Below are 18,343 nucleotides of genomic sequence, written 5' to 3'. Positions count from 1 at the left end.
CCGGACTTCGGCCGGCGAGTGTCCGCGCCCTCAGGTGAACGAGCCGGCACGGACCCACTCGCGCGGGGAGCGTCCGTAGGCCGCGCGGAAGACGCGGCTGAAGTGGGCGGGGTTGGCGAATCCCCATCGCTGGGCCACCGCCGACACCGTGCGCGTCGGCGCGTCAGGGCGCCCCAGTTCACGGGCGCACTCGTGCAGCCGCCGCTGCTGGATCAGCCGGGCGACCGTGATGCCCTCGCCCTCGAACAGACGGTGCAGATAGCGCACCGAGATGTGGTGCGCGGCGGCGACCGTCTGCGGGGTCAGCGCCGGATCGCCCAGGTTCCGGTCGATGTGGTCGCGGATGCGCAGGACGAGGTGCTTGTGCGCGCCCGCCGCCTGCTCCCCGCGCCCCCGTGTCCGTTCCTCCACGAGCGTGGCGAACAGGTCCACGACGCCGTCCGCCAGCCTGGCCGCGACGGACGGGGAGCAGGCCGGGACCGAGGTGGTGAGGGCGGTCAGGAAGGACACCAGCAGGGCAGCGAACCCCTCCGTGGCGCTGATCGCGGTACCGGTGACCCGCCGCAGATCCTCCTCGGGCAGGCCCACGGCCCGGCGGGGCATCCGCACGATCCGGGTGGAGAACGGCTCCGGGTAGTCCAGGGAGTACGGGCGTGTCGTGTCGTAGACCACGAGGTCGCCCTCGCTGGCCCCGGCGTGTCGGCCGTCCTGGACGAGGGTGGCCGTGCCCGCTGTCTGGACGCCGATCGCGATGTAGTCCGCGGGCGCCTGGGCGATGTGCCGGGGTGTGCGGCTGGTGCGTTGCGGGTCGGCCTCGATGGCGGAGACGCGGAGGTGTCCCAGGCGGGCGGTGGAGATCCGGCCCGAGAACGGCCCGTCGCCGCGCGTGGCGACCGTCATCGGGACGAGCGCCGTGCTCAGCGCGTCTCGCCAGTAGGCGAGTTTCTCCCCGTCGGGGACCGAAGCCGTCGTCAGGACCAGGTTCACCCGGTTCTCCTCTCCACCTGTGCGATACCGGCGGAGAGCTCGAAGCCGTGGCGCTGTGGGTCACGCGGGCCAAGAGGGCCCGCTGCTGCCCTTCGCCGGGGCGGGGCCGGCGACACTGCGGCCCCGGTTTCCCCGCCGTTCCCAGCCAAGCAGCGGCACACGGCGGCCTCCAGGCAGGAAGCAGGCAGAAAGCGAGGCACGAGCCCGGTGGGTCATGTGGAGTGCGCGCAGGGAACAGCCCCCGTGCGCTCAAGGGCAAGACGCGGGGAGCCGTTGGGACGAGGATGGGGGCACGACGAGGGGGACTCGCCCGCCGGCGACGCCCGCGCACCGTTCCCTGTCCTCGCGCTGCGGCGGCGCGGGGACAGGGAACGGAGGTCAGTCGGCGTCGAGGCGGGCGAGAAGGTCGCGGGCCTCGGCGACACGCTGGGGGTCGGCGTCGAGGCCCAGCGAGACACACCGGCTGAAGGCCTCCCGTGCCTCGGCGGGCCGTCCGGCGGACAGCAGGACGTTGCCCAGGTGGACCAGGCAACGGCTCAGCATGGCCGCATTGCGGCCGTCGAGGCTGAGGTCGCCGGCGGTTCGGAGATGGGTGACGGCCTCCTCCCAACGTTCCATGAGGGCGTGGGCGCGGCCCATGCCTATGTGCAGGTTGAGCCGGGCCATGGCGGCGATGTGCGGTTCGACGCGGTCGCCGGCCTCGTCCAGAAAGGCGAGCGAGCGCAGGTCACAGGCAAGGGCTTCCTCGGGTCGGCCCGCGTCCAGAAGGACGATGCTCAGGCCGAGCATGGCTTGCAGGGTGCCGTGGAGATCGTCGGCGGACTCGAACAGGCGGGCGGATTCGCGGGTGGCTTCGATGGCCGACGCGTAGTCGCCGAGCAACCGGTGGGCCCAGGCCGCGTAGTTGTGAGCCCACGCCTGCTGAGCGAGGTCGCCGGCGCGCTGGGCCGCCTCCAGCGCCAGGGCGGAGCGGGAGAGGCTGTCGTAGGGGCGGCCTTCGCACAGGAGCACGGCCCAGGCGTGGTAGTTGAGCTGGGTCGCCTCAACGACGGGATCGCCCAGCGCCTGTGCGGAGTCGGCAGCCGTGCCGAACACCTCGGACCAGTGCCCCCAGAAGATCCACTGGTCGGAGAACCAGTGCAGCGCCTCGGCCACCTCCACCACCGCGGCGTGGTTCCCGGCGGCCGCGGCCGCGCGCAGGGCGGCCAGCCAGTTGAGGCCCTCGGCCTGCAGCCACCGGCGCGCCCGGTCGGCGCTCGACAGGTCGACGGTGCCCCGCCAGGTGGGCGGGGGAGCACCGTGGTCGGGCTCGAACCAGCGGCCCGCGACGACCGCCGTCTCCAGCAGCCAGCGGTGCAGCGCGGCCCGCGCCTTTTCGACGTCCCCCGCGCTCTCCTCGGCGTTCAGCCGGGTCCGGGCGAACAGCCGTAGCAGGTCGTGGAGCCGGTAACGGTCTCCGTCCGTCCCCAGCAGCCCGGTCTCGACCAGCTCCTCCAGCGTGTCCTCGGCGTCGAACACCCGCTGCCCGGTCAGCTCCGCCGCGCCGGCGACCCCGACGTCCGGCCCCGGCACCAGCGCCAGCCGCCGGAACAGCCGGGCGGCCGACGGGGTGAGCTGGCGGTACGACAGCTCGAAGGCGGCGTCCACGCGGACGTCCCCGGCGGCCAGCACGTCCAGGCGCCGGTCGTCGGCGGCGAGCCGGTCCGCGAGCCGCCGTACGGTCCAACCGGTGCGGGTTGCCAGCCAGTTGCCCGCCACCCGCAGGGCGAGCGGAAGGTGCCCGCAGCGCTCGGCCACCTCGGCCAGGGCGGCCGGATCGGCCGCGGCCCGCTCGGCCCCGACGAGGCCGGTCAGGAAGACGGCGGCCTCCTGCGGGCTCAACTCCCCGAGCGGCAGCCGGTGCACGCTGTCCAGCCCCGTCAGCATGCGCCGGCTCGTCACCACGACCATGCTCGCGCCGGCGGCCGGAAGCAGCGGACGCACCTGGCCCTCGTCCCGGGCGTTGTCCATCACCAGCAGACAGCGCCGCTCCGCCAACAGCTGCCGGTACAACGCCGCATGGCCCTGCGGACCGGCCTTGACCAGGTCGCGGTCGGCGACCTGGAGGGCCTTGAGCACACCCAGCACGAGCTCGGCCGGGCCCGGCGGGTCGTCGTCCGTGCCGAGCAGGTCCAGGACCAGCTGTCCGTCCGGGAAACGGCCGGCGAGGTCGCGGGCGGCGTGCAGCGCGAGCGTCGTCTTGCCTGTCCCCGGCGGCCCGGACACGGCCACCACCACCGGCTGGGCACGCTCGCCGGCGGCCAGCCCGGTGAGCCGCCCCAACTCCCGTTCCCGGCCCACGAAGTCGTCGATGCCCCGCGGGAACGCCCGCACTCCCAGCGGGCTGTAGCCGGGTGTGCGCCCGGCCCGCGCGGCCGACAGCAGCCGCTCCCGCAGTGTCTCGTCCAGGCCGAGGCCGTCCGCGAGGGCGGCGACCGTCCGCCGCTGCGGAGCCGCCCGCCGGCCCCGCTCCAGATCCCCGATGCCGCGCACACTCACGCCCGACGCCTCCGCCAGGCCCTCGATGGTCTGCGACGCGGACAGCCGCAACTCCCGCAGCAGCGCTCCGAACGCCGCCTGCTCCCCGGTCAATCCCGCCCCTTCGTCTCGCCATGCCCCTGCCGACGCCCCCGAGCATGATCATCCGAATTCTAGAAGAGACGGAGAGGGTTCCCGGGCCCGCTCCGGTCGGCGGCGAGAGCGTTGTCCGATCGGCGGTGAAAGCGCTGTCGGATCGAGGGCGAGGGGCGTTGTCAGTGGTCGCCGGTAGCTTCGTTCTTGTCGCAGCCGCTCTGCCGCGACAGTCCCCCTGTGCTGCGCCGACTCGGCGTGACACGCCTTGTGCTGCAAAGGAGATGGTGCGTTGACGGACTGGGAGAAGTCGAGCACGGCCCGGGTGGTGCCGCCCGCGCGGCCACGCAAGCTCGCCAAGGTCCCCTTCGTCGAACTGGCCGACGGACGCCTCCAGGGTGTGGTCTCCAGCGGCTCGGACATCGAGCGCGTGTACGTCTCGTCGGTCGCCTCCGGCACCTACGCGTTCGCGTGCAGCACCAACAACAACCGCCCCTGCGGCGGCGCCCGCGGCTCGTTCTGCAACCACATCCGCGCCCTGATCACCGAGGCGGTCCTCCAGTACGGCGCCGAGCGCGTCGCCCGCTATCTACGCGTCGAGCCCGAGGGCGGGGAGGCGGACGCCGCCTCCCTCACCGTCGCGATGACCCGCACCCGTCCCGCACAGGCGGACGGCAAGGCAGCGGCGGCCCCCGTCTTCAGCAGGTTCCTGCGCCACCTCGCCTACCTGGAACTCGCCCCCACCACCGCCCCGTTGCCGGAGATGCAGTGGTTCCCGCCGACCCGGTCGGCGGCGACGGAGGCGCCCCCGCACGAGCCCGGTACGAGCGTGGGGGAGGAGGCCGACCTGCTCACCGCGCCCGTCGACGGGCTCGACGAGGCCCTGGCGGCGGTCGACGCCTTCGACCGGGCCCTCGTCGCGGGTCTGCTGCGCCCCCAGGCCGCCCGCGCCGCCGACCTGACGCAACTCGCCCTTGCCGTCGCCGGCTCGCCCCTGGCCGCGCGGGTCGCCGAGGCCGCCGAGAAGGCCGCGGCCGGAGCCGCGAGCGAGGACCACTTCGTCGCCCTCGCCGCCGCCCGCACCGCCCTGCTCGGCGCCGCCCACGACGCGCTGACCGCCCGGGCCGACGAGACGACCGGCCGCATCCGCACCGAGACGACGGTGACGGCACCCGCCGAGCGGCAGGCGGCCAACCTGCTGGTGGCCGCCCGGACCTGGCTCGCGGACCTCGCCCGCACCGGCTGGCAGGGCATCGACCACGAACTCGTCGGCTCAGCGGCACAGATCGTCTCCGCGATGCTCCCCGACCCCGCGCTGCGCCGCCTGGCCACGCTCCTCGACGGATTCGCCGCCGAACTCGCCGCCTCCTGCCCCGGCACCGCCCTGGAGCGGTTCCCGGCGCGCCGCTGGGGCGACCTGTGGGCGCGCGCCCTGCTCCTGACACAACCCGGAGCGGCCGAGCCGCAGGTCGTCGGCACCGCCACCGGCCGTCTGCTGCCACTCGGCGTCGACCTGCACGAACACGCGACCGCCGCACAGGCCCAGGTCCACGCGGTGTTCGAACCCGCGGACGGCGGCGCGCCCCGTCTCGTGCGCGCGAGCGTCTCGGTGCCCAAGCCGGACACCGTCGTGGCGGCCGGCGTCTGGCAACTTCTGCGCCCCCACCTCTCACTGCTGGCCGCCCTCGGCGAAGGCCGGACCATGGACCTCACCGCCATGCCCCTCACCGACGAGGGCGACCTGATCTGGGACGACGAGCGGGCCCGCCCGGGCGACCCGGCGGACCCGTTCGCCACCGCCCGCGTCGCCCTCCCGACCGCGACCGCCGCACCCACCACACCCCTGGACCGCCATCCCGCACGCCTCGCCGAACCGGTGTTCCTGGAGGGCTATGCCACTCAGCAGGACGCCGGCGCTCTCACCCTCACCTTCGCGGGACGCACCCTCGCCGTCGACACCGACCGCATCCCGACCGCCGGCCCCCTCACCACCGAGGCCGTCGCCGGCTCCGGCGCCTGCATCGGCCTGCTCCGCTGGGACGACGGGGAGTTCCGCCTGCAGCCGCTCGCCGTCGAGACGACCGTGCGGAAGAAGACCGTCGCCCTCCAGGCGGGGGCCTGGGCCGGCGGCACCACCGACAAGGCCGGCGTCAAGGCGGAGAAGGCCGCGACGGACGCCGTGACCGTGCTGCGGGAGCGGGCGGGGAGGCTGCTGCGGAAATGAGCGAGCAGATGACCGAGCACACGACTGAGCACACGATCGACCACACGACTGAACGCACTACCGAGCACATGACCGAGCAGGCCCCCGAGGCGGCCGCCCACGACAACCGCCGCCAGGTCCTCTACTGGCGGCTGCTCGCCCGCCTCTTCGACCCCGAGGAGCAGGCCGCGCTGGAGTCCGCGAGCCTCGCCGTCGTCGAGGACCTCGGGCTGCCGCCCGCGCTGCTGGACCCGCAGGCCTCCGTCGACTCCGTCGTGCAGCGCCACCCGGAGCTGGCCGCCGAGTTCGACGGCCTGATGGTCCCCGAGACCGGCGACAGCGACGACGACACGGACGTACGCGACCGTGCCGCCGAGGTGCGGCGTGCGGCGCTGGTCTCCAAGGTGCTGCTCAACGTCTTCGCCACCGGCAGCGGAGCCGTCAGCGCCGGGCAGCTGTCGCGCTGGCAGTCCGACGCCGGCTGGCTGGAGCGCGCGCTCGGCTGCACACCCGGCGAACTGCGCGGCGGACGCGGCACGACACCCGCCGCGGGCAGCCTGATCCCCGCGATCGGCCCCGAACTCGGCGCCATCGAGGCCGACCTCGTCCAGCGGATGCACCTGCGCGAGGTGCTCGCCGACCCCAGGCTCGCCGCGCGGCTCACCCCGAGCATGTCGCTGATCGAGCAGCTGCTGCGCGACAAGAGCAACCTGTCGGGAGTCGCCCTCGCCAACGCCAAGGCCCTGATCCGCCGCTTCGTCGACGAGGTGGCCGACGTGCTGCGCACCCAGGTCGAGAAGGCCACGGTCGGCGCTCCCGACCGCTCCGTTCCGCCCAAGCGGGTCTTCCGTAACCTCGACCTCGACCGCACCATCTGGAAGAACCTCACCAACTACAGCCCGGAAGAGGAACGGCTCTACGTCGACCGCCTCTACTACCGGCACACCGCCCGCAAGACGACACCGCAGAAGCTCATCGTCGTCGTCGACCAGTCGGGCTCGATGGTCGACTCCATGGTCAACTGCACCATCCTGGCGTCGATCTTCGCCGGCCTGCCCAAGGTGGACGTCCATCTCATCGCCTACGACACCCGCGCCATCGACCTCACCCCCTGGGTGAACGACCCCTTCGAGGTGCTGCTGCGCACCAACCTGGGCGGCGGCAACGACGGTCCGGTCGCGATGGCCATGGCCCGACCGAAGATCACCGAACCCCGGAACACCGTCATGGTGTGGATCTCGGACTTCTACGAGTTCGACCGCTCCCAGCCGCTGTTCGAGGGCATCGAGGCGGTCCACCGCTCCGGGGTGAAGTTCATCCCCGTCGGCTCGGTGACCAGCTCAGGGCGCCAGGAGGTCAACCCCTGGTTCCGGGAGCGCTTCAAGGCCCTCGGCACACCGGTGGTCTCCGGTCACGTCCGCAGACTCGTGCACGAGCTCAAGTCGTCCCTCGCCTAGGCATTCGCCCCCCTTGCTCGCGGCATTCGCCGCCCACTCACTTGGAAAGGCCCTGACATGTCCGACCTGTTGCGCGCCCCCGCCGAGATCAAGTACGCCGAGGAGCTGGACTGGCTGGAGTCCGTCGACGACAACCCCAAGCCGTTCTCCTGGCGTCTGTCGCCGAAGATGGTCCGTCTGTTCATCCTCGGTTCCGAGCGCGCCGACGGCCTCGACCGGGAGATCTCCCAGAAGTGGTTCGGTGACCGCAGCTTCGTCGAGCGCTCCATCGTCACCCTCGCCTCCGACCGCGGCCTGCTGCTCATCGGCGACCCCGGCACCGGCAAGAGCTGGCTGGCCGAACTGCTGTCCGCCGCGATCAGCCGCAACTCCACCCTGGTGGTGCAGGGCACGGCCGGCACCACCGAGGACCACATCAAGTACTCGTGGAACGTGTCCATGGTGATCGCCAAGGGCCAGTCCCGGGAGTCGATGATCCCGTCGCCGATCATGACCGCGATGGAGGCCGGCTCGATCGGCCGCTTCGAGGAGCTCACCCGCTCCACCAGCGACGTCCAGGACGCGCTGATCTCCATCCTGTCCGAGAAGTACATCTCCGTCCCCGAACTCGACAGCGACAACATCGTCTTCGCCAAGCCCGGGTTCTCCGTCATCGCCACCGCCAACAGCCGCGACCGGGGCGTCAACGACCTCTCCTCCGCCCTCAAGCGCCGCTTCAACTTCGTCCGCATCCCGGTGGTGACGAACAAGAAGAGCGAGGCGGAGATCGTCCGCTTCCGCACCGAGGAACTGCTGCGCCGCCACCAGATCGACCTGGACGTCCCGCCCACCCTGCTGGACGTGCTGCTGCAGAGCTTCGCCGACCTGCGTGCCTCCGCCGCCGCAGCCGGCAGCGACGACGAGAAGCTGGAGTCCGCGCTGTCCACGGCCGAGCAGATCGGCGTCCTGGAGGACGCGATCCTGCACAGCAACTTCTTCGGCGAGCGAGCCCTCACCGCCCACACCCTCGCCTCCTCCCTGGTCGGCTCGCTGGCCCGACGGGAGCCCGAGGACCTCGCCATCCTCAACAAGTACCTGCACGGCGTCGTCGAACCGCGCAGCAAGGAAGAAGGGGGCTCCTGGCCGGAGTTCCTCGAGGGCGGCCGCGACGCGATCGCGACCCTGTCATGAGCGGCCTGCCCGAGGGCACGTTCACCGCCCTGCGCACCCAACTCCAGGACGCGGCCACCGCGTTCGCCGACGGGCCCGGAGCGCTGGAGGGCATCCTGCGGGGCATCGTCGACGACGTCGAGCGCGCGGTGGCTGAACCGCTGGAGATCTTCCCGGTCTGCCACCACTCCCCGGCCTCCGCCCTCGCCATGGCCCGCCGGCTCCGCGAGAAGCAGCCGAAGGTGATCTACCTCGAGCTGTGCGAGGACATGGCGCCCCTCCTCACCGAACTGCGCAACTGCCGCCTCCCGGTGGCGGTTCAGGCGTTCGCGAGCGAGATCGACGGCTTCCCCGCCGACTGGGCGCCGCTCTCCGTGGTCGCCCCCGTCACCGAGGCCTCGGCCGAATACCAGGCGATCGCCTACGCCCTCGACACCCCCGGCGTCGAACTCGTCCTCGTCGACCGCTCCTCCGACCACGTCTTCCAATGGGAGACGCCCACCCCCGAGGAGGCCGGCCCCGACGCACCGCCCGCCGACGAGGAGACCGCCCTGCACGGCGACGCCGTCGGCGTGGAGATCGGCGACCTCCGCCCGCGCTTCGCGGAACTGGAGGAGCACCTGCTGCGCCACGGCCGCGTACGGCACTGGTCGGAGTGGTGGCACCAGTACGTCGAACTGCCCCTGGGCGACAGCGACCACGACACCTACCGGCAGGTCATGCTGCTCATCGGCAGCCTCTTCAGGCGCCTCGCTCCCGGCGACCCGCGGCGCGTACGGATCGACGAGGACCGCGAGCGGTACATGTGGACCCGGATGCGCGAACACCTCGCCGCCACCGGCACCGACCCCGCCGACTGCCTCTACGTCTGCGGCGCGTTCCATGCGGCCAGCCGCGTCGAGGAGTTCGGCGTGCACGGCAGCGACACCTTCACCATCACGCCGCCCACCGCCACGAAGTGGCGGCACGGTCTGATCCCATCCAGCCACGCGGCCATCGAGGCGCAGTTCGGCCTGGCCGCCGGCTCGGTGTCCATCGCCGCGACGGAATGGGCGAAGAACCTCAGGCGCACCGGCGTCCGCCCGTACCGCCTGGAAGGCCAGGCGGGCACGAAGAAGAGCACGAAGCCGAGGAAGGCCCTGCCCACCCCGGCCTCGGTGCCCCAGGCCCGGCCCGCGGACCGGCTCACCGGCTTCCTGCAACGGCCGCCCGCCCTCGACCCCCTCGACGAGGCCGAACTGCTCGGCTGGTCCGTGGACATCGTGCGGGCCGCACGACGCAACGGCTACCTGGCCTCCACCGCCGACGCCATCGCCGTGTACGAGACGTCGATCCTGCTGGCCGGGATGCGCGACCGTGTCAGGCCGACGCCGTACGACTTCCAGGACGCGGCCGTCACCTGCATCGAGAAGGACACGGTGCCCGGGCGGCGGGACGTGCGCCGGCTGGTCGAGATCATGATGGGCGGCGACCGGGTCGGCCAGGTGGGCTACGACGCGCTGCCGCCCCTCGCGCGGGACGTGCACGACCGGCTCGCACCGCTCGCTCTCAGACTCCAGCAACGCGGCGTCCAGCGGGCCCTCCTGGACATCGCCTCCCGGCCCGAGCTGGAGCGCTGCTCCGACGTGCTGTGGATGCTGCGCCGGCTGCTGCCCCAGGGCGCCGCCCGGCCGATCATGGGTGACCGGCGCCTCGGCGAGCGCCCGATCCAGGAGTCCTGGGACCTGGCCCTCGGCACCCACCAGCGCGCGCTCATCGAACTCGGCTACGAGGGCGTCACCATCGAGCAGGTCCTGGAACAACGGCTGCGCCGTACCGCGTACGCGCCCCAGGCCACGGCGGCCCAGGTGCTGGAGGCCGTCGAGGACGCCATCCGCTACCTGCGCAGCCGCCGCCTCGCCGACGAACTGGGCACCCGCGCCCTGGAAGTCCTGGCGAGCGAACGCACCGTCGACGGCGCACCGGAGGTACTGCGCCGCATCCGCGGCCTGCTGGCCTACTACCGCACCAGCGAACCGCTCCTGCCGTCCTGGATCGAGTCCTTCGTCAAGACCGGCTACGCGCATTACTGCACGCTGCTGCCGACGGCGTTCACCGACGAGGACGCGACGGTCCGCCAGGTCGCGGCCATGCTGGGCTTCCTCTTCAGCATGGAGGGCCTGGCCCTCTCCCTCGGCTGCGACCGCACCCAGCTCGAACTGGCCCTGGCCCAGTCCCACCCCCGGGAACCCTCACGCACCGCCCTGCTGTGGGCGGCACAGACCCACCTGGGCACACTGTCCCGAGCCGCCCTGCGGACCCGCTGCGACGACCTGCTCGCCAACCCCCTGGTCGTCCCCGCCTACCCCCGCTACCTCAGCGGTTTCGTCCACGCCCTGGAACCGGTGCCCGGCCTCGCCGACTTCGTCGTCGAGGCGGTGTCGAACGCCTTCGCCCGTCTCCCGGACCCCGTCCTCCTGCCCTGGCTCCCGACCCTGATCACCACCCTGCGCGCCGGCGGCAGCGAACTGGCCCCCCTGCTGATCCGGGAGGCGGGCCGCGTCTTCCCGGCCCGCCTCCCGGAACTGGACGCCTGGATACCGCCGTGGCACCTGACGCAGGAACCGCCCGCCGTCCACCCCGAGCGATCTCCCGGGGCAGCCGCCGGCGTCGCGCTCCTCGCCACCCACCCGGCGACCTGCGACGCGCTCGCGGACCTGCTCGGCTGTGACGGGACGTGGGAGACCACGGAAACCGCCGCACCCGGCGCGGCGCTCCTCGCCCGGCACCCGCGGACCGCGACGGAACTGGAGGCGCTGCTGGCCGTCACATGACCGGGAGAGCCGCCACCAGCCGCAGGATCGTGTCCCTGTCCAACGCCGGGTTCGCGGCGGCGCAGTGGGCCAGTTCCTCGTCGTCGAGGAGCTCCGTCAGCCGGGCGGGCGGAAGATTCGGGTGCCGTGCCGACGCGGCCCGAACGGCGGGGTCCGGGTCCCGGGTGAGCCGGTCCACGGTGTCCGGCGCGGTCCCGGGGTCCCGTGCGGCCAGTGCGCGGACCTCGGGATCCTCGTCGTCGGCGTAGGTCGCCAGCCCGTCGGTCGGGAAGTTCGGCCGGGTGAGGAGATGCGCGCGGTCGGGTCCGGTGTACTCGAGGAAGCTGCGCAGCAGCAGCGGCGCCGGGGCGTCCGGGTGGTTCTGGGCCAGCAGGACGCGTACGCCGAGGTCGTCGTCGACGGCCAGCCGGGCCACGAGGTCCGGTGGCAGCGAGTGCTCCCGCGCCGCCTCCCGGCGCAGCATCGGGTGGCCCGACAGCGCGTTCCGGCGGACGACTTCAGGGTCCCGGGGCGTCAGGGGCGCGGGGTGGAAGACGAAGAAGTGGTCCAGGGGGACCTCGTAGGAGATCCGGGCCCGTTCCTCCTCGGTCCACGCGGGGTGAACGGACACGGCCAGCCGCACCTTCGGGTCGGGGTCCGCCGCGAGGGCGTGGCGCTCGACGTGGTCGAGGCCCGGCTGACGGGCGACCGCCCGGCGCACGTCCGGATCGGGGTCGGCGACCAGGGCGCGCCGTTCGGTGGGGCCGAGATCCGTGCGGCGCGCGATCTCCGCCCGGACCTCCGGGGCCGGGTCGGCGGCCAGCAGGACCACCACGTCGGGTGGGAGACTGGGGTTGGACGCGATCATCGACCGGTCCTGCGGGCCGGCCGGAGTGGTGAGGACGCTGTCCACCACAGCCCTGCTGAGGGCGTTGTGGAGCAGTATGCCGGTGCGGGCGTGGCAGGAGTGGGCGGGCAGGACGCTCTCCACCCACGCCGGATCCTCGTGGCGCAGGTGGTTCTCCGCCCTCTCCCGCACCTCGTCGTCGGGGTCGGCCAGCAGCGCGGCCCGCGTCTCGGCGGGCAGCCACCCCCACCACATGCCGACCCCCCAGGCGCGGACCTTGGCGTCCGGATGGGTCGCCATGGAGCGGCGCAGTTCGACGGAGAACTGCCGGTAGAAAGTCCCGCCCAGGTGCTCGGGGTCGTACGTGTTCATCATGTGGACGACGGCGGCGTCGGGCAGCGGCCGGGGCTCGGCAGGCGCGGTCACCCGGGGAGCCTCGGCGAGGTGGGCGCGGACGAACCAGTCCGGATCGTCCACCAGCCGCACCCGTTGGGCCGGGTCGACGTGAGGATTGCGGGCGAAGAAGCTCCGGGTGCGGTTGTCGGGATGCTCGACGACGGCGTCGACGACCGCCTCGGGCAGGACCCGGTCCCGGCACAGCACCATCCGTACCGCCAACGGAGCGTCCGCCAGGAGCCGCAGCAGGACGTTGTGCGGAGCGGACGGATTGAGCGCCAGTCCGGCCAGGCGCCGGGTCGGCAGATCGGCGTCCTGCCAGATCTGCTCGGGTGTCGGCATGCTTCGTGTCCCCCCATGCGACGAACGGGCCCCCCGCGGCAGCAGGGGGCCCATGACCTTAACCATCTGGCCCGGTGCCTGACCAGGCGGTTGTTGTTCTAGCGGTGCACTCCCACCTCGACGACGCCGATGACCTTCGCCCCGACGGCGCTGTCGTAGACCACGCCCCCGTCGGACTTCTTCCAGATCCTGATGCGGAAGGTGTCCGGGGCGTCCGTGGCCGTGACGCGGAAGGCGTAGCCGCTCGCGCCGTTGACCGTGCCGGAGCCCTGGAGGACGGCCTGGGAGCCCGTGACGACGAGCCAGTCGGAGCCGGTGGAGCGGAACTTCAGGCGGGCCGGGCCGAAGTCGAAGGTGACCAGGCCGGTCGGCGCGGTGGCGCCCGCCCGGTAGTGGGCGGCCAAGGAGAAGGCCGCCTTGCCCGTCAGGTCCGGCTTCGCCGGGTAGGCGCCGGCCGGGGAGTCGACGAGGCCCGCCCCGGCCGCCGGGCCCGCGGCGCGGTCGTACACGATCAGCTCGGGCAGCGTGGTGCTGTCCGAGGCGCCGTCGTCGTCCTTGACGGTGATCTCCGGACGGTGGATGCCCGCCTTGGTGTAGGTGTGCGCGGCCTCGCAGCGGGAGCCGGTGATCGTTCCGGAGGCCGGCGCGGTGCCGTCCTTCCAGTCGACCTGGCAGGTCTGGCTGTCACCAGTGCCCAGGTCGGTGAACTCGGCGCTGACCGTCGCGCTCCTGCCCGCGGACACCGGGGCCGCGGGGCCCTTGGCCGAGGTGATCACCGGGGCCGCGTTGTCGACGGTGACGGTGAGCGTGTCACTGCTGCCACCGCCGGTCAGCGTGACCTTGTAGATGCCGTCGTCGGCGCAGGTGATCGCGGTCAGGATGGCCTTCGCGTCGGAGAAGGTGCAGGGTGCCCCGTCCTCGACGGTCCACTGGGGACCGCCCGCTCCGGAGATGGTGCCCGTGAGGGAGATGGCGCTGCCCTCGGTTCCGCTCGCGTTCGGGCCGGCGTGGACGATGGTGACCGGGTCGATGCTGGTGAGGGTGGGCACCACCTTCTTCATCAGGCCGTCGCTGTCGAACTCCAGCTTGTCGATGGTCGTTTCACGGTTGGTGCCGTCACCGCCCGGGATGGCGAAGCGGTGGTAGGCGATGTACCAGTCGTCGCTGTTCGGCACGTTCACCACGGAGTGGTGGCCGGGGCCCTTGATACCGAGGCCGAGGCGCTTCTCCAGGACGACGCCCTGCTTGGTCCAGGGGCCCGTGGGCGAGGACCCGGTGGCGTAGGCGACGCGGTAGTTCTCGTCGCGCGTGTCGTTCTCCGACCACATGAAGTAGTAGGTGCCCTTGCGCTTGACGACGAAGGTGCCCTCGTTGTAGCCGGGAGGAGTGATGTCGGTGACCTTCGAGGCGTCGAAGGAGACCATGTCGTCGTTCAGCGGAACGACGTACGCCCGGCCGTTGCCCCAGTAGAGGTACGTCTGCCCGTCGTCGTCGGTGAAGACCGCCGGGTCGATCATCTGGCCGGTGTAGGCGCCACGGGGGATCAGCGGCTTGCCCAGGGGGTCCTTGAACGGACCGGTGGGCGAGTCGGAGACCGCGACGCCGATGTTCGTGTCGGCGGAGTAGTAGAAGTAGTACTTCCCGTTCTTCTCCGCCATCGTGGGCGCCCAGGCCCGGCTGTCCGCCCAGCTGATGTCGGGACCGAGGTCCAGGATGACGCCGTGGTCCTTCCAGTGGACCAGGTCGGTGGAGGAGTACGCCTTGAACTGCGTGCCGCTCCAGCCCGGGAAGCCGTCGGTCGTCGGGTAGATGTAGAAGGTGTCGCCGAACCGCACGATGTTCGGGTCGGCGTTGAGGCCCGGCAGGACCGGGCTGCGCATCCGCTGCGCCTCCACCGTCCAGGTGCGCTTCTTGCCGTCCGAGCCGGTGACCTCGTACGTGACCGGCTCGGTGAAGTCGTGCAGCGAACCGGAGGCGGGGCTGATGGCCGCGCCGTGCGCGAGGATGAACTCGGGGGCGAGGGCGGTGATGTCGGCGGCCTCGGTCACCGGCAGGACGATGCTGCTGTCCTTGTCGTTGATGATCGCGTCGACCTTCAGCGCCGGGTGCGTGGCCGTGGCGATGCCCGTGGTGTTGCCGCTGAGCTCCAGGATCTCGGCGGGCGACAGGGCCCGGTTGTAGATCCGGAAGTCGTCGACCTCACCGCCGAAGTACGGGTCCGGGGAGTACAGGGACCTGCCGATGTAGCCGGAGTAGCCCTTGCTCGCGTCGTACAGCTCGGACGGCTTGACGGTCACGCCGGTCGCGCGGGCGGCCTCGGCGCCGTCCAGGTAGAGGACCGCCGTCTCGGTCGCGCCGTTCACCGTGACGGTGACGTGCTTCCACGCACCGGGGGTGAGCTGCGAACCGCCGATCATCTGCTTCTCACCGGACCAGGTGGCCTTGGTGATCGCGGAGAACAGCTTGCCGCCGCCGTTGGAGGGGGTGGCGAAGAGGTACTTGTTGTTGTCGGGGCCGAGGCCGAACAGCCACTGGAAGTTGTCCCCGCCCTTCCACTTGACGTACGTGGAGACGGTGACGCTGTCGGCACCCTTCAGGACCCCGTTCGGGATCGTGACGTACGGCGAGGTGGTGGAGCTGCTGGAGCCGCCGGACATCTTGAAGGAGCCGTCCTTCACGCCGGTGCCGAAGTCGGGCGTGCGGACGTAGGTGCCGTGGTAGCCGTGGCCGCTGGAGTCCCGGGCGATGTTGCCGCCGGTCTCGTCGAAGTCGTAGCGCACGACCAGGTCGGCGGGCACGTCCGGGCCCTCCTCCGAGACCGTGACCTCGGCGCGGACCTCGATCGCGGCGCCGTCCGGCAGGCTGCCCTTCACGGTGAAGGCACCGGCCTGCGCGTAGGCCGACTCGGGGACGTCGTCCCAGGTGACGGAGACGGGACGCTTGACGCCGTCGGCGTACTCGGCGATGACGGTCGCCGGCAGGACGGGCGCGTCACCGATGCGCGTCTCGACCTTGATGTCCTCGACGCTCTCCACCAGCTGGTCGGGCTGGTAGCTGCGCAGCAGCCGGTCGTACTCCGCCTGCGTCACCGGGAGCACGGTGCCGTGCCGGGGCCTGGCGGGCAGGTCGTAGCCGGTGGACGGGGTCCAGTTCCCGGAGGCGAGGTTCGTCGTCTCGAAGGGGATGTAGCCGCGACCGCCGAACTCGTCCAGGAACGCGTACCACTTCTCCTCGGTGTTGGACTTGAAGACCAGGGGTCCCTCGGCGGCGTTCATCGCGCCCTTGCCGATGCCCTCGGCGACCGCGTCCCAGGACAGGTCGAGGAGCGAGTCGCTCTTCTCCTCGAAGATGAACTTGCTGTTGGGGGTGGAGGAGGTGTTGTTCCGCTCGTCCTTGGACAGGCGGTAGTAGGTCCCGTCGTGCTTGATCACCGTGGAGTCGATGACCGAGTAGCCGCGGTCGATCCAGACCTTGGGCTCGCTGAAGGTGTAGAAGTCGCGGGTGGTCGCGTACATCATGCGGTTGTACGTGTCGCCCGAGTGCTCCGGGTTGTCGTACAGCTTCGACGCCCAGAAGACGACGTACTCGCCGCGCTCCTCGTCGTAGAAGGCCTCCGGTGCCCAGGTGTTGCCGGCGCTGTCGGGAGAGACCTTCACCAGGCGCTGGTTGGTCCAGTTCACCAGGTCGGTGGACTCCCAGACCATGATGGACTTGCTGCCGGTGCGCTGGGAGGCGTCCCAGTTGCCGTTGCCGTAGATCCTGAGGTCGGTGGCGATCTGGTAGAACTTGTCGCCCTCCGGGGAGCGGATGATGAACGGGTCGCGCAGGCCCTTCTCACCGAGCGTGGAGGTGAGGACCGGCTTGCCGTTGTTCAGCTCGCGCCACTTCAGCGGGTCGTTGCCCTTGCTGAGGGCCGCGTAGAGCTGCTCGCCGTCCGCGGTGCCCTCGCCGGTGAAGTAGCTGAACATGTAGCCCTTGAGGGCTTCCTTCTTCGGCAGTTCCGGCACCTGGGCGGTGAACTCACGGGTCGCCTCGGCGTCGCCCTTGGTGACGGTGGCGGTCAGCTTGACGGTGGTGTCGCCGTCGCCGTGTGCGGGGCGGTGGACGACGCCGTCGGCGGAGATGACGTCCGGATTCGCGGAGGACCAGCTGACCTTCGTGCTGAAGGCGCCGCTCGTCGGCAGGGTGAGGTTGCCGCGTACGTCGTCGAGGTTGTGGACGCTGAGCTTCTCGGCGGCCTGCTCGGTTGCGATGGCGTCGTCGAAGTCGGCGGGGACCGTGATGGCGAAGGTCTTGGTGTCGGTGACGGTGCCCTTCTTCAGGGTCGCCGTGAGCGTGGCGTGTCCGTCCGGTTCGCCGGCGGCGGGGCGGGTGACCTTGCCGGTGGCCGAGACGACGGCGGGGTTGTCGCTGGCCCAGCTGATCTTCGAGCCGCCCGCCGTGCCGATCGTCGGCAGGGTCAGGTCGGAGGTGACGGCGCTGGTGTCGCCGAGGGTGAGGGCGGCCTTGTCGTCGGCGACGCCCTGCGTGTCGACGGGGAGGGCGAGCTGCTCCACCTCGGAGCCGGCGAGCGCCCGGTTGTAGACCCGGAAGTCACGCATCCGGCCCTTGAAGAGCCTGTCTCCGGGATAGACCGACTTGCCGACGTAGTTCGCGGTCGTGGTGCCCGAGCCGATGGCGCCGGGGGTGATGGTGACCGCCGTGTTGCGGGCCACCTCCACACCGTCCTCGTAGAGCACGCCCGTGTTGCCGGTCTGGGTGTAGGCGATGTGCTTCCAGACCGAGCGGGTCAGGTTCGGGGAGCCGGCGGGCCGGGTGGTCTGCTCGGTCGACCAGTTGCCGGTGGCGATGGAGGTCCGGAAGCTGTCGCCGGTGGTGAACAGGTAGCCGTTGCCCGCGCTGCCGCTGGTGTTGCCGAAGCCGTAGATGAAGTACGGCGTGGCCTGCGTGGAGTCGATCCGCACGTCCATCGAGACGGTGATCGAGTCCATGCCGCTCATGATGTTGTTCGGCACCTTCACGTAGGTGTCGGTGCCGTTGAAGGCCAGGCCCTGGTCCGACGACCAGTCGGCGGTGCCCTGGACCGCGCCGTCCCGGCCGTGACCGGAGGCGTCCGTGACGCCGGACGGACCGTCGAGCTTGTACCAGAGGGCCAGACCGTCGGTGACGTCGGCAACCTCCGCCGCCTGTAGGGGAGTTGCGGTACCGAGGAGACCCAGCAACAGTGACGCGGCGGTCGTTCCGGCGAGGCGGCCCGCCCAGCGTCTGGAGCGGCTGCGAAGTCGGGGGATGTGCGTCATGTCGGCCCGCCGTTTCAGCTGTGTGACGTGGTGTTGCGAGAGTGTCAAACGGCGTGTGGTGTGCCGTCAAGAGATCTCGAACAATGTCCGACTGGTCGAACGTGGCGGAGTGCCCGTCAACGGTTCCTGCCCGATGACCGTTGACGGCCCACGCACAGGTGTGCGCGTCCGTCCCGCACCGGAGTGGTTGCCGACGCCCCGCGTCCCCGCCGTCGCATGACGGTGGTGGGGGCGGGGATGCCTCGCGCGACGCACCGTGC

General features: G+C 71.6%; 8 protein-coding genes and 1 pseudogene. 5 read left to right on the top strand and 4 right to left on the bottom strand.

All coding sequences use genetic code 11. The annotated features are described in order from the left end of the window. Positions 1 to 30: 30 nt before the first annotated feature. Both IE263_RS14055 and IE263_RS14050 read right to left on the bottom strand, forming a co-directional pair. Entirely contained in the window at positions 31 to 987 is a 957-nt protein-coding gene (locus IE263_RS14055) for an AraC-like ligand-binding domain-containing protein (protein ID WP_189936066.1), read from the bottom strand. A 378-nt stretch (positions 988 to 1,365) separates the two neighbouring features. Further along, entirely contained in the window at positions 1,366 to 3,618 is a 2,253-nt protein-coding gene (locus IE263_RS14050) for an ATP-binding protein (RefSeq protein WP_189936064.1), read from the bottom strand. 271 nt (positions 3,619 to 3,889) lie between these two features. Between IE263_RS14050 and IE263_RS48520 the strand changes: the two are divergent. From IE263_RS48520 to IE263_RS14030, 5 genes and pseudogenes are all read left to right on the top strand, one after another. Further along, positions 3,890 to 4,393 (top strand): annotated as a pseudogene (locus tag IE263_RS48520) (hypothetical protein); the annotation flags it as partial. Between the two features lie 33 nt (positions 4,394 to 4,426). Then, a complete protein-coding gene (locus IE263_RS14045) occupies positions 4,427 to 5,821 on the top strand; it encodes a hypothetical protein (RefSeq protein ID WP_189936304.1) in 1,395 nt (464 codons plus the stop codon). 68 nt (positions 5,822 to 5,889) lie between these two features. Beyond that, positions 5,890 to 7,257, top strand: coding sequence for a VWA domain-containing protein (locus IE263_RS14040; RefSeq protein ID WP_189936302.1), 1,368 nt, complete (start codon positions 5,890 to 5,892; stop codon positions 7,255 to 7,257). Positions 7,258 to 7,314: 57 nt separating this feature from the next. Then, positions 7,315 to 8,427 (top strand): ATP-binding protein, encoded by a 1,113-nt coding sequence (locus IE263_RS14035; RefSeq protein ID WP_189936062.1) that lies wholly within the window; start codon positions 7,315 to 7,317, stop codon positions 8,425 to 8,427. After that, the gene (locus IE263_RS14030) at positions 8,424 to 11,219 is read left to right on the top strand and encodes a DUF5682 family protein (protein ID WP_189936060.1); all 2,796 of its coding nucleotides are present in this window, start codon (positions 8,424 to 8,426) and stop codon (positions 11,217 to 11,219) included. The genes IE263_RS14035 and IE263_RS14030 overlap by 4 nt, the downstream gene beginning before the upstream one ends. On the opposite strand, the gene IE263_RS14025 is transcribed toward IE263_RS14030, so the two are convergent. Both IE263_RS14025 and IE263_RS14020 read right to left on the bottom strand, forming a co-directional pair. Next, on the bottom strand, positions 11,212 to 12,783 hold the full coding sequence (locus IE263_RS14025) for a hypothetical protein (RefSeq protein ID WP_189936058.1): 1,572 nt from the start codon (positions 12,781 to 12,783) through the stop codon (positions 11,212 to 11,214). The genes IE263_RS14030 and IE263_RS14025 overlap by 8 nt on opposite strands. Positions 12,784 to 12,881: 98 nt before the next feature. Continuing rightward, on the bottom strand, positions 12,882 to 18,083 hold the full coding sequence (locus IE263_RS14020) for a family 43 glycosylhydrolase (protein WP_189936057.1): 5,202 nt from the start codon (positions 18,081 to 18,083) through the stop codon (positions 12,882 to 12,884). Between the last annotated feature and the right edge of the window lie 260 nt (positions 18,084 to 18,343).

It is taken from the genome of Streptomyces aurantiogriseus, from assembly GCF_014649375.1.
Taxonomy (GTDB): domain Bacteria; phylum Actinomycetota; class Actinomycetes; order Streptomycetales; family Streptomycetaceae; genus Streptomyces; species Streptomyces aurantiogriseus.
This window is presented reverse-complemented; position numbering and strand designations above follow the sequence as displayed.

What these genes read in the sequence shown, in the direction of transcription:
- IE263_RS14035 (WP_189936062.1), top strand. Translation starts at nt 7,315, where the DNA reads ATGTCCGACCTGTTGCGCGCCCCCGCCGAGATCAAGTACGCCGAGGAG.
- IE263_RS14020 (WP_189936057.1), bottom strand. Translation starts at nt 18,083, where the DNA reads ATGACGCACATCCCCCGACTTCGCAGCCGCTCCAGACGCTGGGCGGGC.
- IE263_RS14040 (WP_189936302.1), top strand. Translation starts at nt 5,890, where the DNA reads ATGACCGAGCAGGCCCCCGAGGCGGCCGCCCACGACAACCGCCGCCAG.
- IE263_RS14030 (WP_189936060.1), top strand. Translation starts at nt 8,424, where the DNA reads ATGAGCGGCCTGCCCGAGGGCACGTTCACCGCCCTGCGCACCCAACTC.
- IE263_RS14025 (WP_189936058.1), bottom strand. Translation starts at nt 12,783, where the DNA reads ATGCCGACACCCGAGCAGATCTGGCAGGACGCCGATCTGCCGACCCGG.